17 protein-coding genes are annotated in these 14,352 nt (G+C 71.3%); 14 read left to right on the top strand and 3 right to left on the bottom strand.

Going from position 1 to position 14,352, the window contains the following annotated elements:
- Positions 1 to 19: 19 nt before the first annotated feature.
- Positions 20 to 865 (bottom strand): alpha/beta fold hydrolase, encoded by an 846-nt coding sequence (locus FG385_RS19185; protein ID WP_139098132.1) that lies wholly within the window; start codon positions 863 to 865, stop codon positions 20 to 22.
- Positions 866 to 988: 123 nt separating this feature from the next.
- On the opposite strand from FG385_RS19185, the gene FG385_RS19180 reads away from it, so the two are divergent.
- From FG385_RS19180 to FG385_RS19120, 13 genes are all read left to right on the top strand, one after another.
- The gene (locus FG385_RS19180) at positions 989 to 2,197 is read left to right on the top strand and encodes a sugar ABC transporter substrate-binding protein (RefSeq protein WP_139098131.1); all 1,209 of its coding nucleotides are present in this window, start codon (positions 989 to 991) and stop codon (positions 2,195 to 2,197) included.
- 56 nt (positions 2,198 to 2,253) lie between these two features.
- Positions 2,254 to 3,072 (top strand): ATP-binding cassette domain-containing protein, encoded by an 819-nt coding sequence (locus FG385_RS19175; protein WP_139098130.1) that lies wholly within the window; start codon positions 2,254 to 2,256, stop codon positions 3,070 to 3,072.
- Complete coding sequence (locus FG385_RS19170) at positions 3,059 to 4,345, top strand: sugar ABC transporter permease (protein WP_139098129.1); 1,287 nt, start codon at positions 3,059 to 3,061, stop codon at positions 4,343 to 4,345. Before FG385_RS19175 ends, FG385_RS19170 begins: the two co-directional genes overlap by 14 nt.
- A 115-nt stretch (positions 4,346 to 4,460) precedes the next feature.
- Positions 4,461 to 5,324: a hypothetical protein gene (locus FG385_RS19165; protein ID WP_200834539.1), complete on the top strand. Its 864-nt coding sequence runs from the start codon at positions 4,461 to 4,463 to the stop codon at positions 5,322 to 5,324.
- The gene (locus FG385_RS19160) at positions 5,321 to 6,373 is read left to right on the top strand and encodes a 4Fe-4S dicluster domain-containing protein (RefSeq protein ID WP_139098128.1); all 1,053 of its coding nucleotides are present in this window, start codon (positions 5,321 to 5,323) and stop codon (positions 6,371 to 6,373) included. The genes FG385_RS19165 and FG385_RS19160 overlap by 4 nt, the downstream gene beginning before the upstream one ends.
- Positions 6,370 to 6,837 carry a Crp/Fnr family transcriptional regulator gene (locus FG385_RS19155; protein ID WP_200834538.1) on the top strand — a complete coding sequence of 156 codons (468 nt, stop codon included), beginning with the start codon at positions 6,370 to 6,372 and terminating at the stop codon, positions 6,835 to 6,837. The genes FG385_RS19160 and FG385_RS19155 overlap by 4 nt, the downstream gene beginning before the upstream one ends.
- On the top strand, positions 6,834 to 7,634 hold the full coding sequence (locus FG385_RS19150; protein WP_139098127.1) for an FAD/NAD(P)-binding protein: 801 nt from the start codon (positions 6,834 to 6,836) through the stop codon (positions 7,632 to 7,634). The genes FG385_RS19155 and FG385_RS19150 overlap by 4 nt, the downstream gene beginning before the upstream one ends.
- Entirely contained in the window at positions 7,634 to 8,392 is a 759-nt protein-coding gene (locus FG385_RS19145) for an NADH-quinone oxidoreductase subunit B family protein (protein WP_139098126.1), read from the top strand. Before FG385_RS19150 ends, FG385_RS19145 begins: the two co-directional genes overlap by 1 nt.
- Positions 8,389 to 9,681: a Ni/Fe hydrogenase subunit alpha gene (locus tag FG385_RS19140; RefSeq protein WP_139098125.1), complete on the top strand. Its 1,293-nt coding sequence runs from the start codon at positions 8,389 to 8,391 to the stop codon at positions 9,679 to 9,681. Before FG385_RS19145 ends, FG385_RS19140 begins: the two co-directional genes overlap by 4 nt.
- Positions 9,678 to 10,118: a hydrogenase maturation protease gene (locus FG385_RS19135; protein WP_139098124.1), complete on the top strand. Its 441-nt coding sequence runs from the start codon at positions 9,678 to 9,680 to the stop codon at positions 10,116 to 10,118. The genes FG385_RS19140 and FG385_RS19135 overlap by 4 nt, the downstream gene beginning before the upstream one ends.
- Positions 10,119 to 10,174: 56 nt before the next feature.
- Entirely contained in the window at positions 10,175 to 11,023 is an 849-nt protein-coding gene (locus FG385_RS19130) for a sigma-70 family RNA polymerase sigma factor (protein ID WP_139098123.1), read from the top strand.
- Positions 11,024 to 11,083: 60 nt separating this feature from the next.
- Positions 11,084 to 12,094: a Dyp-type peroxidase gene (locus FG385_RS19125; RefSeq protein ID WP_200834537.1), complete on the top strand. Its 1,011-nt coding sequence runs from the start codon at positions 11,084 to 11,086 to the stop codon at positions 12,092 to 12,094.
- The gene (locus FG385_RS19120) at positions 12,091 to 12,888 is read left to right on the top strand and encodes a family 1 encapsulin nanocompartment shell protein (RefSeq protein WP_139098121.1); all 798 of its coding nucleotides are present in this window, start codon (positions 12,091 to 12,093) and stop codon (positions 12,886 to 12,888) included. Before FG385_RS19125 ends, FG385_RS19120 begins: the two co-directional genes overlap by 4 nt.
- Here the strand turns inward: FG385_RS19120 and FG385_RS19115 are convergent.
- Positions 12,881 to 13,306: an MmcQ/YjbR family DNA-binding protein gene (locus FG385_RS19115; RefSeq protein ID WP_139098120.1), complete on the bottom strand. Its 426-nt coding sequence runs from the start codon at positions 13,304 to 13,306 to the stop codon at positions 12,881 to 12,883. The two genes, FG385_RS19120 and FG385_RS19115, sit on opposite strands and share 8 nt — an antisense overlap.
- A 107-nt stretch (positions 13,307 to 13,413) precedes the next feature.
- Between FG385_RS19115 and FG385_RS19110 the strand changes: the two genes are divergently transcribed.
- Entirely contained in the window at positions 13,414 to 13,614 is a 201-nt protein-coding gene (locus FG385_RS19110) for a hypothetical protein (protein WP_327436854.1), read from the top strand.
- On the opposite strand, the gene FG385_RS19105 is transcribed toward FG385_RS19110, so the two are convergent.
- Complete coding sequence (locus FG385_RS19105; RefSeq protein WP_139098119.1) at positions 13,611 to 14,174, bottom strand: isochorismatase family protein; 564 nt, start codon at positions 14,172 to 14,174, stop codon at positions 13,611 to 13,613. The two genes, FG385_RS19110 and FG385_RS19105, sit on opposite strands and share 4 nt — an antisense overlap.
- Positions 14,175 to 14,352 lie beyond the last annotated feature (178 nt).

Here is a 14,352-nt window from a genome sequence, read left to right as displayed (position 1 = left end):
GCCATCCATAGTGGACCGGTCAGGCCACACCTTCGGTGTCCTCGGCCAGCCCGATGATGTTCGTGATCACCTCGCCGAACCGGCGCGGATCGGCGAGCAGCCACGCGTGCCGCCCCGGCACCGTCACCACCTCCGGCTCGCCGAGGCCGGTGCGCAGGGAAAGCAGGGCGGCTTCCCCGATCACGCTGTCGTCCTTGCTCCACACGATGACCACGGGCAGCCGCCGGGCCTTCAGTTCGGCCAGTTCCGGGGTGAGATCCGCGGTGCGGGCGAGGTGCGCGACACGCCAGACGGCGGCGGGCGAAAGCAGCACGTTGGGGATCGCGTCGCGCAGGATCACCGGTAGCACGCGGGCGATTTCGCGGGTGGGCCGCAGATCCGCCTGCAGGTGCAGGCCCCAGTCCCACAGCGGACGCTCGGCGATCGCCCGGAGCACGCCGCGGCCGTTCGACCACGAGGACCCGCCGATCGAGTTGACCAGGACCAGCCGGGCCACCAGATCGGGATGATCGTGTGCCACCCGGATCGCGACCCCGCCGCCGAAGGAATGCCCCACCAGCGTCACGGGTCCGGCGATCCCGGCAGCCTCGGCGAAGGCCGCGACCCAGTCGCCGTAACCCCGCAGGTTCCGGCGGTCGGCCGGAAGGTCGGCGGTACCACCGAATCCGGGCAGTGCCGGGGCGTAGACCCGCAGCCCGGCCGAGACGAGGTGGTGCAGCGACGCGGCATACGTGCGATCCGTGAGCCCCCAGCCGTGCAGGAAAAGCAGCGGCCGCCCGTCACCTCCGGTGCCGTAGTGCGCGGTACGCCCGTCGACGGCGATCCAGTGCCAGCTCAGCCTGTCCATGATCTGCAGGGTCCGCATCCGCGATCGCCCGGGACAGGGCGGGTAGTCCCGGCGGTCCGGGGACTTTCGGCCCTTCGCGGCGGCGCCGGGAGCAACGCACGCTGCGGACCCAGGCTTTTTCCGGCAAACAGGAGTGGACCGATGAAGTTTCCCACGAGAAGTCTCACCGCGTTGTGCGCCGCGGCGCTGGCCGTGCCGGTCGTCGCCGCATGTGGCGGTTCCGGCGGTTCGGGTTCGGCGCCGACCGGTTCGGCCCCGCCCGCGCCGCAGCTGTCGGTGACGTCGTTCACGAACGACTTCTCCGCGATGGCTCAGCTGAAATCCCTTGCCGGGCAAGGCAAAGGCCTGATCGGGGTGTTGCTCCCGGACACCACGACCTCGGCCAGGTACGTGACCTTCGACGCCCCCTACCTCAAGCGCGCGTTCGAGGCGGCCGGGCTGAGCGCCGACCAGTTCAAGATCGACAACGCGCAGGGCAGCGCCGCGACGATGCAGACCCAGGCCGAGGCGGATATCACCGCCGGCGCCTCGGTGCTGCTCGTGGACGCGCTCGACTCCGGGTCGGGCGCGGCGATCGAGGCGAACGCCGCGGCGCACGGGGTCAAGGTCATCGACTACGACCGCCTGGTGCAGGGCGGTTCCGCCGATCGCATCTACGTCAGCTTCGACAACGTCAAGGTGGGCCAGCTGATCGGGCAGGGCGCGGTCCAGTGCGTCACCGACTGGAACATCACCAAGCCGAACGTGCTGGTGATGGACGGTGATCCGACGGACAACAACGCGAAGCTGTTCGCCCAGGGCTACAACGGCGTGCTGAAGCAGTACTTCGACAACGGCACCTACACGAAGGCCGGTGAGCCGGCCGGCACGTGGACGCCGTCGGTGGCCCAGACCACGTTCGCGCAGCAGTACACCGCGCATCCGGACATCAACACCGTGGTGACGCCCAACGACGACAACGCCAACGCGGTGATCTCCTACCTGCAGAGCCGCCAGGTCCCGCCGAAGACGATCCCGACCACCGGTCAGGACGCCTCGCTTTCGGGCCTGCAGAACGTGCTCAAGGGCTACCAGTGCGGCACCGTCTACAAGCCGATCTACCTCGAGGCGCAGGCCGCCGCGGCGGTGGCGCTGTACCTGCGGGCCGGGCAGCAGGTGCCGGCCGGGCTGGTGAACGGCAAGACCCATGACGACACGGCCGGCTCCGACGTGCCCTCGAGCCTGCTGACCCCGACCTGGGTCACCCCGAAGAACATGGCCGACACGGTGGTGAAGGACGCCGCGGTGAAGGTGTCCGACCTGTGCATCACCGCGCTCGCGGACGCGTGCACGCAGGCCGGGATCAAGTAGTCACCGGTGCCGGGCGGGCGATCCCCGCCCGGCACCCCAGACCCGGGGAGTGCCTCATGACGACATCTTCGGTTTCCCCGGCGCACTCGCCCGCGCCGGAGCAGGAGGATGTCCCGCTGCTGCGGCTGCGGGGCGTCAGCAAGAACTTCGGGCCCGTCCAGGCCCTGTCCAATGTGGACCTCGATGTACCGGCCGGTCAGGTGACCGCGCTGGCCGGGGACAACGGTGCCGGCAAGTCGGTGCTCATCAAGTGCATCGCGGGTATCCACGCCCCGGACGGCGGGCAGCTGTACTGGGAAGGCGAACCCGTGCACCTGCACGGCCCGCGGGACGCGGCGCGGCTGGGCATCGAAACCGTGTACCAGGACCTGGCGCTGTGCGACAACCTCGACATCGTCCAGAACATGTTCCTGGGCCGGGAAAAGACGCGCCGCGGGCTGCTCGACGAGGAGAGCATGGAGATCGACGCCGGCGCGACCCTGCGCAGCCTCGCCGTGACGAGCGTGCGCTCGATCCGCCAGCCGGTGGCCTCGCTGTCCGGCGGGCAGCGCCAGTCCGTCGCGATCGCCAAGTCCGTGCTGTGGAACTCCAAGCTGGTGATCATGGACGAGCCGACCGCGGCGCTGGGCGTGGCCCAGACCGAGGTGGTGCTCCAGCTTGTGCGGCGCCTGGCCGAGCGGGGCCTCGCCGTGCTCATCATCTCGCACAACATGAACGACGTGTTCCGGGTCGCCGACCGGATCGCGGTGCTGCACCTGGGCCGGCTCGCCGGTGTCTACCCGATCGGCCGGCTGAACCGGGAGATCGTCGTCGACCTCATGACCACCGGCCGCAGCAGCCGGCTGTCCGAAGGAGGCCGCGATGGCGACCACTGAGCCGCGACGCCGCAAGGACACCGCGAGCGAGAGCGCCGCGCGGCACGCGGAGCTCGCGGTCAGCCCGGAGATCACCGCGAACTCGTTCGGCGGCTACGTGCGCGCGACGCTCGCCCGGATGCGCAGCGGCGAGAGCGGGGTGCTGCCCGTCGTCGGCGGCCTGCTGCTGATCTCGATCCTGTTCCAGTCGCTCAACCAGAACTTCCTCACCCCGGGCAACCTGGTGAACCTGCTCATCCAGGGCGCGTTCTTCATGCTGCTGGCGATGGGCGAGGTGTTCGTGCTGCTGCTCGGCGAGATCGACCTGTCCATCGGCTACGTCGCCGGGGTCGGCGGGGTAGTCATGGCGGAACTGGTGAAGCAGTCGACCGGCTGGTCGTGGTGGGCGGCGATCCTGATCGCGCTCGCGGCGTGCTCGGTCATCGGGTTGCTGCAGGGCACCATCATCACCCGGCTCGGGCTGCCTTCGTTCGTCGTGACGCTGGGCGGGCAGCTGGGCTGGCTCGCGTTGATGCTGTTCCTGCTCGGTACCGGCGGCGCGCTGCCGATCAACGAGCCGGTCATCAACAGCATCGCGAGCGGCAACCTCAGCCCGGTCCTCGGCTGGGTCGTGCTGCTGGTGCTGGCGGGCCTGTACGGGGTGTGGACGTGGTTCCGCGACGCCCGGCGCCGCCGCAGCGGTCTCGTCGCGCCGCCCGCGAGCGTGAGCCTGCTCAAGATCGGCGCGGTGGTCGCGGCGGCGGTCGCCGTCGTCTGGGTGTGCAACACCGACCGCGGTACGCTCGTGGCGATCCGCGGGGTGCCGTGGGTGTTGCTGGTCGTGCTCGCGGTGCTGGCGGCGTGGACCCTGCTGTTGCAGCGGGCCAAGTTCGGCCGGTACGTCTACGCGATCGGCGGCGGCGCGGAGGCCGCGCGCCGCGCCGGGGTGAACCTCGCGCGGATCCGCACCCTGGCGTTCACCCTCGCTTCGTTCACCGCGGGGATCGCGGGCATCGTCTACGCCTCGCGGCTGCGTTCGGTGTCCACGGCCTTCGACGGCGGCACGATGGTGCTCTACGCGGTGGCCGCCGCCGTCATCGGCGGGACGAGCCTGTTCGGCGGGCGGGGCAAGACGCTGCACGCCGTGCTCGGTGGACTCGTCATCGCCGCCATCGACAACGGGATGGGGCTGCAGGGTTACAGCGCGCCCGCGAAGTTCGCGGCCACCGCCCTGGTCCTGCTGGCCGCGGTCACGATCGACGCGCTCGCGCGGCGAGGACGGAAACAGGCGTGAGCGACGCTTGCGAGCGAACCAGCCAATGCTGAGCCTTTGGTCCGCGGGCGCGGGGACTTCGGCATCTGCTGGAGACCCGCGCCCGCGAGCAGGCTGACACCGAGGTGATGAAGCCATGAGCGCCACTATCGAAAAGCCGTCTCCCACGGGACCGAAATCCCATCGCTGGCGGTGGATCGCCGTCATCGCGGCGGTCGTGATCCTGGCGGGCGGCCTCGTGGCCGGGGTGCTGCTCACGTCCGGATCCGGGCCGCAGAACGGTCAGGGCAGCCCCGGCGCGACGTCCGCCCCGGCCCCCGCGCCAACCCCCGCGCCGACCTCGGTGCCGGGCGGAAGCGCGGCCCCGCCACCGCCCGCCACCACCCAGCAGCCGGTGCCCGGGTTCGCCTACGTGCCTCTGTGGCCGTTCGCCAGCGTCGCGGACGCGGCGGCGTGGCAGCAGAGCTACCGCGGCGGCGGGCACCAGCCGTGGCATCTCGACCCGGGGCTGACCGCGCAGTCCTTCACGCAGGGGTATCTGCGCTACACCGACCTCGACGTGATCACCCAGACTTCCGTGCAGGGTGATCAGGCGTGGGTCGGCGTCGGCTACACCAACCCGAACAACCAGCCCACCACGGCCGCGGTGATCCACCTGGCGAAGATCGGTTCGGGCACCGACGCACCGTGGGAGGTGGTCGGCACCCGCGACACCACGCTCACGCTCACCCAGCCCGGCTACGGTTCGAAGGTCTCCTCGCCGGTGACCGTCGGCGGCCGGATCACCGGCGTCGACGAGAACCTTCAGGTGCAGATCCGTACGCTCGGGACCGGCGTGGTCGGGCGGAGTGCCGGAATCCCGGCTGGCGGGCAGGACACGCCGTGGTCGGTGACGGTGCCGTTCGCCGCGCCGTCGGGCAGCGTGCTCACGATCGCCGTCGCCACGGGCGGGCACGTGACGAGCGTCGAGCGGTTCGCCATCACCGGGGTCCGCTCGTGATCGCACTCGACGAGCACGGGCTCGGCCGGCTGCTGGAAGTGCTGTCCGGGCGTGGCTACCGCGTGCTCGGCCCGGTCGTCCGGGACGGCGCGATCGTGCTCGGCGAGGTGTCCTCCACCGCCGGCCTGCCGGCCGGGTGGGCGGTGGACACCGCGCCGGGCAGGTACGCGTTGCGCCGTAGGGACGACCGGGCGATGTTCGCCAACTCGGCGGGCCCGCAGTCGTGGAAGCGGTTCGTCCACCCGCCACGGCAGTTGCTGTGGTCGGGCGATTTCGAGGCGCCGCCCGAGGATCCGGTCAGGTACGCGTTTCTCGGCGTGCGCGGGTGCGACCTCGCGGCGATCGGGATCCTGAACCAGGTCCTCGGCGGCCACGCCCGGCGGGCCGCGTTCGTCATCGCGGTCAACTGCACCGAGCCGGGTGGGGTGTGCTTCTGCGCCTCGATGGGCACGGGGCCCGGGGTGGCCGACGGGTACGACCTGGTCCTCACCGAACTGGCCGACGACCGGGGGCACCGGTTCGTCGTGTCCCCGGGCAGCGCCGAGGGCGAGGACGTGCTCGCGGCGGTCGGCGCCGCCGAAGCGGATCCGGCGGACGTGACGGCGGCCGCGGAAGCGGTCGAGTCCGCGGCCGGGCGCATGGGCCGGACGATGCCGGACACCGACCTCCCGGCGCTCATCGGGCGTTCCCGCGAGTCCCCGCACTGGGCGGAGGTCGCGTCGCGCTGCCTGACGTGCGCGAACTGCACGATGGTCTGCCCGACGTGCTTCTGCACCACCACCGAGGACGTCACCGACCTGACCGGCGAGCACGCGGAGCGCTGGCAGCACTGGGCTTCCTGTTTCGAACTCGACTTCTCCTACGTGCATGGCGGGAGCGTGCGGACCTCGGGCGCGAGCCGGTACCGGCAATGGCTCAGCCACAAGCTCGGTACCTGGCAGGCGCAGTTCGGCACCTCCGGCTGTGTCGGCTGTGGACGGTGCATCGCCTGGTGCCCCGCCGAAATCGACCTCACCGAAGAAGTAGCGGCGCTAGTGGAGGAGACATGACGACCGGCATCGGAGAGTGGATGGCCACCAACCCGGCGTTCGCCCGGCTCACGCCGGCGGAGCAGGAGGTGATCGCCGCGAGCGCGCACGAGGTGCGCTATCACACCGGGGAGCGGATGCTGACCGCCGGTGAGCCCGCGGAGTCCTGCTGGCTGATCCACAGTGGACAGATCGCGCTGACCTGCGCCGTCCCGGGCCGCGGTGACGTGGTGATCCAGACCCTCGGGCCCGGCGAGATCGTCGGCTGGTCCTGGCTGGTGCCACCGTATCGCTGGCATTTCGACGCGACCGCGACCGAGGACACCGTCGCGACCGAACTGACCGCCGAGCGCCTCCGTGCCGTCGCGGCGCACGATCCGGCGTTCGGCTACTCGCTCACCCGCGCGCTGTTCGAGTTGCTCGCGCACCGCCTGCAGGCCACCCGCGCGCGCCTGCTGGACCTGTACGACGGCGCCCACTCGTGATCCCGGTTCCGTACCGGGTGTGCGATCGGGCCGAAGAAACCCGCGACGCGGCGACGCTGCGGCTGGAGCCGGTCACGACGCCGGTCCCGGCGTTCGCGCCCGGCCAGTTCATGATGCTCTACGCCCACGGCGTCGGCGAGGTCGCGATCTCGGTCAGCGGTGATCCGGGCGAGCGGGGCATCCTCACCCACACCGTCCGTGCGGTCGGCGCGGTCAGCCGCGCCCTGCGCGACGCGCGGCCCGGCGCCTGGCTGGGGGTGCGCGGGCCGTTCGGCACCGGCTGGGATCTGCGCGATCTGGCCGGGCGGGACCTCGTCATCGTCGCGGGCGGGCTCGGGCTCGCGCCGCTGCGTCCCGCCGTGCTCGGGCTGCTCGCCGCGCGCGACCATCCACATCGGATCACCGTGATCGTCGGCGCGCGCACCCCGGCGGACTTCCTCTTCCGCCGCGAGCTGGACTCGTGGGCCGCGGACGTGGAGCTGACGGTGGACACGCACGCGCCCGGGTGGACGGGCACCGTCGGGTTCGTGACCGAACCGCTCGCGAGGCTGGCGCTCGATCCCGCGAGGACGACCGCGCTGCTGTGCGGGCCCGAACCGATGATGCGGTTCTGCGCGCAATTGTTGCTGACAAAAGGAGTTCCGGCGCACGCGATCCAGGTCTCGCTGGAGCGCGACATGAAATGCGGGATCGGCAGCTGCGGGCACTGCCAGCTGGGCCCGCTGCTGGTCTGCCGTGACGGGCCGGTGACGACCTACGACGTGGCCGAACCCCTGCTCAAGGTCCGGGAGCTGTGATGAGCACGCCCACGCTCGCCGTCTGGAAGCTCGCGTCCTGCGACGGCTGCCAGTTGTCTCTTTTGGACTGTGAGGACGAGCTGCTCGCGCTTGCCGGGCAGGTGCGGATCGCGCACTTCCTCGAGGCCTCCAGCGACGTGCGGCCGGGACCGTACGACGTGTCGCTCGTCGAAGGCTCGATCACCACGGCCGAGGACGAGGATCGCATCCGGCGGATCCGGGAGGAGTCACGCGTGCTCGTCGCGATCGGCGCGTGCGCCACCGCCGGCGGGATCCAGGCGCTGCGGAACTTCGCGGACGTCACGGAATTCACGTCCGTGGTCTACGCGAGTCCCGAGTACATCGGCACGCTCGCGACCTCGACCCCCGCTTCCGCGCACGTGCCGGTCGATTTCGAGCTTCGCGGCTGCCCGATCGACCGCGGGCAGTTGCTGGAGACGCTGTGCGCGCTGCTCGCCGGGCGCAAACCGGCCATCCCCGACACCAGCGTGTGCACCGATTGCAAGCGCCGCGGCCTGACCTGCGTCATGGTCGCCGACGGCACCCCGTGCCTAGGCCCGGTCACGCAGGCCGGGTGCGGCGCGCTGTGCCCGGCCTACCGCCGCGGCTGTTTCGGCTGCTTCGGCCCGATGGCCACGCCGAACATCCCCGCGCTGATTCCGTTGCTGCGCGCGCGGGGAATGGCCGATGATGAGGTCGACCGGGTGTTCGCGACGTTCTCGGTCGCCACTTTCGCCGAGTGGAGGGGGAAGCGGTGAGTCACCGCGCGCGACAGCTCAAGGTCAGCTCGCTCGCCCGCGTCGAGGGGGAGGGCGCCCTGCGCCTGAGCGTGCACGGCGACCGGGTCGAGCGTGCCGAGCTGAACATCTACGAGCCACCACGGTTCTTCGAGGCGTTCCTTCGCGGTCGCGGTTACGCCGAACCGCCGGACATCACCGCCCGCATCTGCGGGATCTGCCCGGTGGCGTATCAGACGAGCGCGTGCAACGCGATCGAGCGGGCGTGCGGTGCCGAGCTCGACCCGCCGCTGCGCGACCTGCGGCGGCTGATGTACTGCGGGGAGTGGATCTCCAGCCACGCGCTGCACATCTATCTGTTGCACGCGCCCGATTTCCTCGGCCATCCGGACGCCGTCAGCCTCGCGAAGGAGCACCGGGACGTGGTGGAACGCGGGCTGGCGCTGAAAAAGGCCGGCAACGCGATCCTGGAGACGCTGGGCGGGCGGGCGATCCACCCGGTCAACGTGCGCGTCGGCGGGTTCTATTCGGTGCCGGATCCGGGTGACCTGCGGCCGCTGGCCCGGCAGTTGCGGAGTGTCCTCGAGCCGGCACTGGACACGGTGGACTGGGTGGCGGGCTTCGAGTTCCCGGACTTCGAAATCCGGCACGAACTGCTCGCCGCGTGGGAGCCGGACCGGTACGCGATCGAGGACGGCGCCATCCGCCGGACCACCGGTGACCTGCTGTCCCCGGCGGAGTTCCCCGAGCACGTCACCGAAGAGCAGGTGCCGCGCTCGACGGCGTTGCACGCCCGGCTGGACGGCAAGCGCTACCTGACCGGCCCGCTCGCCCGGTACACGCTCAGCTCCGGCCTGCTTTCCCCGCTCGCCCGCGAAGCCGCCGCCCGCGCGGGGCTCGGACCGGAGTGCCGGAACCCGTTCCGCAGCATCATCGTGCGCGCGGTCGAGGTCGTCTACGCGATCGAGGAGGGCCTGCGGCTGATCGACGCCTACGAGCGTCCGGCGCGGGCGCACGTCGAGACGACGCCGCGGGCGGCGACCGGTCACGGCGTCAGCGAAGCGCCGCGAGGCCTGCTCTACCACCGGTACGAGATCGGTGGGGACGGGCTCATCGCGTCGGCCGACATCGTGCCGCCGACCGCGCAGAACCAGGATGCCATCGAAGAGGACCTCCGCGTGGTTGCCTCGGCGAACCTCGGGCTCTCCGACGACGAGCTGACGCACCTGTGCGAGCAGGCGATCCGCAACCACGATCCGTGCATCTCGTGCTCGGCGCATTTCCTCGAGTTGACGGTGGACCGCCGGTGACCGCGGTCGTCATCGGTGTCGGCAACGAGTACCGCCACGACGACGGTGTCGGCCCGGCCGTCGTCGCCGAACTCGGCCGCCTGATGCCCGCGGTGCGCGCGACGGTGTCGGACGGGGAGCCCGCCTCCCTGCTGGAGGCCTGGAGCCGGGCCGAGCTGGCGGTGGTCGTCGACGCCGTGCTGTGCGAACCGTCCGAGCCCGGCCGGATCTGGCGGTCCACCGTGGACGACCTGGGCGCGGTGCTGGGCACCGCGAGCTCCCACGCGCTCGGCATCCCCGACGCGGTGCGGCTGGCGAAGGAGCTGGACCGCCTCCCCGGCCGGCTGCTGGTGTTCGCCGTCGAAGCCGCCGACCTCTCGCTCGGCGTCGGCCTGACCCCGCCCGTGGCGGCCGCCGTGCCGCGGGTCGTCGAGGCGATCACGGGGGAGCTGCCTTAGGTCGTGTCACATCCGGTCCGTCCGCCGGGTCAGCATGATGGAGGACGGAGGGACCGATGGACGAACGTGAATTCCTGGCGGCGCGGTTCGAGGAGCATCGCCCGCGCCTGCGTGCGGTGGCCTACCGCATCCTGGGCTCGGTCAGCGAGGCGGAGGACGCGGTGCAGGAGGCGTGGCTGCGCGTGGACCGCGACGGCGGGGCCGGGGTGGACAATCTCGGCGGCTGGCTCACCACGATCGTCGGCCGGGTCTGCCTGAACATGCTGCGGACGCGCCGGGCCCATCCCGAGGAGCCGATCGAGGCGCTGCCCGAACCGGCCGACTCGCACGAGGCGCCCGAGGACGAGGCCATGCTCGCCGATTCGGTCGGCCTGGCGCTCCTCGTCGTGCTCGACACCCTCGAACCGGGTGAGCGGCTCGCGTTCGTCCTGCACGACCTGTTCGCGGTCCCGTTCGACGAGATCGCCGGGATCATGGGGCGCACCCCCGCCGCGACCCGCCAGCTGGCCAGCCGCGCGCGCCGTCGGGTGCGGGGCGCGCCGGTTCCGGAGCACGAGCCCCAGCGGCAACGGGCGGTCGTCGAAGCCTTCCTGGCCGCCGCGCGGGGCGGTGACCTCGAAGCGCTGATGGCGGTGCTGGATCCCGAGGTCGTCCTCCATTCCGGCACGGAGGTCCTCCGCGGCGCGCGCGCCGTCGCGAGTGGCGCCCGCGCCTTCACGCGCGTGGCGACTCACGGCCGCCTGATGCTCGCCGGCGACACCCCCGCCGCGGCCGGCTACGGGCCCGACGGGGCGCTCCTGTCGGTGGCCCTGTTCACGGTCGCCGGGGACCGCATTCTGGCCATGGACATCGTCCGCGATCCGGACCGCATCGCGGCGCTGGACCTCGTGCCGCTGCCGGAATGAACCGGTAGTCTTCGCGGGGGGCAGCCGAGATGACCGGCCCGCGAACGGGGAGGGGTGGGTGTGCGCGATCCAGCGCCGCAGCCGGTACTGACCAGGTTGACGGCGGCGGCGATCTTCCTGGTGGTGACGGTCGACGAGGGCGGCGAGGACGTGGTCCGCGAGCTGCTGCCCGACCTCGGCGGGCTGAACCGGTCGGTGGGGTTCCGGGTGCCCGAAGGCGGGCTCGCGTGCGTCACCGGAATCGGCGCGGAGCTGTTCGGCCGGCTCTTCGCCGGGCCGCCCCCGGCCGGGCTGCATCCCTTCCGCGTACTCGAAGGCCCGGTGCGCACGGCGGTCTCGACCCCGGGCGACCTGCTGTTCCACCTCCGTGCCGCCACCATGGACCTGTGTTTCGAGCTGGCCGACCAGCTCATGGCGCGGCTGTCGGGGGTCGCGAAGGTCGTCGACGAGGTGCACGGCTTCAAGTACTTCGACGAGCGGGACCTGCTGGGCTTCGTCGACGGCACGGAGAACCCGGACGGCCGCGCGGCCGGCGAGGCGGTGTTCGTCCGCGGTGACGACCCGGAGTACGCGGCCGGCAGCTACGTGATCGTCCAGAAGTACCTGCACGACATGGCGGCGTGGCACGCGGTGAGCGTCGAGGAGCAGGAACGGGTCGTCGGGCGCACGAAACTGTCCGACATCGAACTGCCCGACGACGTCAAACCGGCGAACTCGCATGTCGCGCTGACCACCATCGTCGGCGAGGACGGCGAGGAGCGGCAGATCGTGCGCGACAACATGCCGTTCGCGCGGCTCGCGGACGGGGAGCGCGGCACGTACTTCATCGGGTACGCGGCCGATCCCGGGGTGATCGAGCAGATGCTGGAGAACATGTTCATCGGCAGCCCGCCGGGCAACACCGACCGCATCCTCGAGTTCTCCACGCCGGTCACCGGATGCCTGTTCTTCGTGCCCAGCCAGGACTTCCTCGACGAACCGCCGCCCGCCCCGGCGGCCGGGCCCGCGCACGACATCGGCGACCACTCGCTGCGCATCGGCAGTCTCAAGCAGAAACGGATCACGTCATGAACAACCTGCACCGCGAACTCGCCCCGGTCTCGGCCGCCGCGTGGGCCGACCTCGAAGAGGAAGCCCGGCGCACCTTCACCGGGCATCTCGCGGGCCGCCGGGTGGTCGACGTGACCGAGCCGGCCGGTGCGCGGCTGGCCGCGGTCGGCACCGGTCACCTGAGCGAACTCGAAGCCCCCGGGCAGGGCGTGCGGGTGCGCCGCCGCGAGGTCGCGACCGTGGTCGAGCTCCGCGTCCCGTTCGCCGTCAGCCGCGCGGCGGTCGACGACGTGGAACGCGGCGCGCGCGACGCGGACTGGCAGCCGGTCAAGGATGCCGCGAAGCAACTCGCGTTCACCGAGGACCGGATCGTCGCCGAGGGCCTGCCGAGCGCGGGGATCACCGGCATCCGCGCCGCGGCGCCCACCACCCTGGCCCTGCCCGCGCAGGCGACCGCGTACCCGACCGCGATCGCGCACGCGATCAGCGCCCTCCGCCTGGACGGTGTCAGCGGCGACTACGCGCTGCTGCTGCCCGCCGAGACGTACACGGCGCTGGACGAGACCACCGAGCACGGGTACCCGATCCGCCAGCACGTCGCGCGCGTCCTCGGTGAGGCAGGCGAGATCGTCTGGGCGCCGGCGCTTTCGGCGGCATTGCTGGTCTCCACCCGTGGGGGCGACTACGAGCTGCACCTGGGCCAGGACGCGTCCATCGGCTACCTGTCGCACGACGCCGAGACCGTGCAGCTCTACCTCGAGGAGTCGCTGACCTTCCTGGTCAACACCGCCGAAGCCGCCGTCGCGTTCAGCTGAGCCCGTCCGGCGAGTGCTCGGCGAGCCAGGCCGCCGCGCGCCGTTTCGACGCCCGGCACAGCCACGCCTCCTGGATGACCTCGGCGAGTTCGTCCCGGCTCAGCTCGTCGAGGCGGCTCGCCCGCACGAGCACCGACGAGTGCCCGTTGAAATGCGGGGTGGTGAAGAACGGCAGGCCTTCGTCCTGGACCAGCGCCTGCTTGTCGGCCTCGGAGGGCACCCAGAAGACGATCACATCCGGGTAGCGTTCCCCGGTCTCCGGATCGACCGCATCCGGGCGCGGGTTACGGAAGAACACGAACGACTTGCCGCCCACCTGGTAGACCGGCTTGTCCTCGGTGCCGGGGTAGACGGTGACATGCGGCATCGCGAGCGCGATCTCGTGCACGTCCTCGACGCGCGCCGGATGGTCTGGCATCACCTCAGCGTAGGGGCCGTCAGGCGAGCTGCGGGTACAGCTGGCCGGACAGTTACGCGCGCACCCGGCCGTTGCGTACCTGGTCTTCAAATTTCGCCACCCAGGCGATGAGCTCGAACTACGTCGAGGTCGTCGGCGGGCGCGGCGAGTACACCTCCATCCCGTTCCGGTACGTCTGGCCTGCCGAGCTCGATCTGATGGCCCAGCTCGCCGGGCTCCGGCTGCGCGACCGCTGGGAGGGCTGGGCGAAAGAGCCGTTGACCAGCGAGAGCACGCGGCACGTTTCGGTGTGGGAAAAGCACCCCTAACCGGATTCGCCGGTGAAATCGGCTTCGGCGGTGCTCACCACGCCTGCGGCGCGGCCGGGCGCGGTGTGGTAGCGCCAGTACAGGTTGGTATGCGCGATGACCTTGTCCGGCGACGGGGCGCCGAACTGCGTCAGATCCTCGGTCGTATGCGCGTCGCCGACCAGGGTGGCGTCGTAGCCGCGGGTGATCGCGCCGTGGAGGGTCGAGCGGATGCACTCGTCGGTCTGCGCGCCCGCCACGACCAGCCGCCCCACGGCGAGCGCGGCGAGGACCGATTCGAGCTCCGTGTCCTCGAACGAGTCCGGATACCTCTTGTGCACCAACGGTTCCCCGTCGTCCCGTGACAGCTGCGGCACGAACTGCCAGCCGTCGCTGCCCCACGGCAGCTGATCGCTCGAATGCTGGATCCAGACGACCCGCGCCCCGGCGGCACGCGCCTTGCCGACCAGGGTGGCGACGTTCGCGATGACGGCGCCCCGGTCATACGCCTCGGCCACCACCCCGGTCTGCACGTCGACGACGAGCAGCGCGGTGTTCGGCCGGTTGTCGAGTGTGCTCATGACGGTATGTTACTAATCCGACCAAAAGCAGGCAGACCCCGAGCAGCACGTAACCGCTGCTACGCAAGCCGGATGGCCGTGACTGTGGTCGGATTAGTCACGAACGGCACAGTATTGAGCTGGAATGCCCGCCGGCTTGCCGCACCATTGCCTAATATTCCTCGTCCCGCTGCCCGGC

Source organism: Amycolatopsis alkalitolerans, assembly GCF_006152065.1.
Classification (GTDB): domain Bacteria; phylum Actinomycetota; class Actinomycetes; order Mycobacteriales; family Pseudonocardiaceae; genus Amycolatopsis_E; species Amycolatopsis_E alkalitolerans.
This window is presented reverse-complemented; position numbering and strand designations above follow the sequence as displayed.

Bases quoted from the DNA above. Each gene is read 5' to 3' on its own strand.
- FG385_RS19120 (WP_139098121.1), top strand. From the start codon at position 12,091: ATGAACAACCTGCACCGCGAACTCGCCCCGGTCTCGGCCGCCGCGTGG.
- FG385_RS19145 (WP_139098126.1), top strand. From the start codon at position 7,634: ATGAGCACGCCCACGCTCGCCGTCTGGAAGCTCGCGTCCTGCGACGGC.
- FG385_RS19130 (WP_139098123.1), top strand. From the start codon at position 10,175: ATGGACGAACGTGAATTCCTGGCGGCGCGGTTCGAGGAGCATCGCCCG.
- FG385_RS19115 (WP_139098120.1), bottom strand. From the start codon at position 13,306: ATGCCAGACCATCCGGCGCGCGTCGAGGACGTGCACGAGATCGCGCTC.
- FG385_RS19110 (WP_327436854.1), top strand. From the start codon at position 13,414: ATGAGCTCGAACTACGTCGAGGTCGTCGGCGGGCGCGGCGAGTACACC.
- FG385_RS19105 (WP_139098119.1), bottom strand. From the start codon at position 14,174: ATGAGCACACTCGACAACCGGCCGAACACCGCGCTGCTCGTCGTCGAC.
- FG385_RS19175 (WP_139098130.1), top strand. From the start codon at position 2,254: ATGACGACATCTTCGGTTTCCCCGGCGCACTCGCCCGCGCCGGAGCAG.
- FG385_RS19170 (WP_139098129.1), top strand. From the start codon at position 3,059: ATGGCGACCACTGAGCCGCGACGCCGCAAGGACACCGCGAGCGAGAGC.
- FG385_RS19155 (WP_200834538.1), top strand. From the start codon at position 6,370: ATGACGACCGGCATCGGAGAGTGGATGGCCACCAACCCGGCGTTCGCC.
- FG385_RS19165 (WP_200834539.1), top strand. From the start codon at position 4,461: ATGAGCGCCACTATCGAAAAGCCGTCTCCCACGGGACCGAAATCCCAT.
- FG385_RS19180 (WP_139098131.1), top strand. From the start codon at position 989: ATGAAGTTTCCCACGAGAAGTCTCACCGCGTTGTGCGCCGCGGCGCTG.
- FG385_RS19185 (WP_139098132.1), bottom strand. From the start codon at position 865: ATGCGGACCCTGCAGATCATGGACAGGCTGAGCTGGCACTGGATCGCC.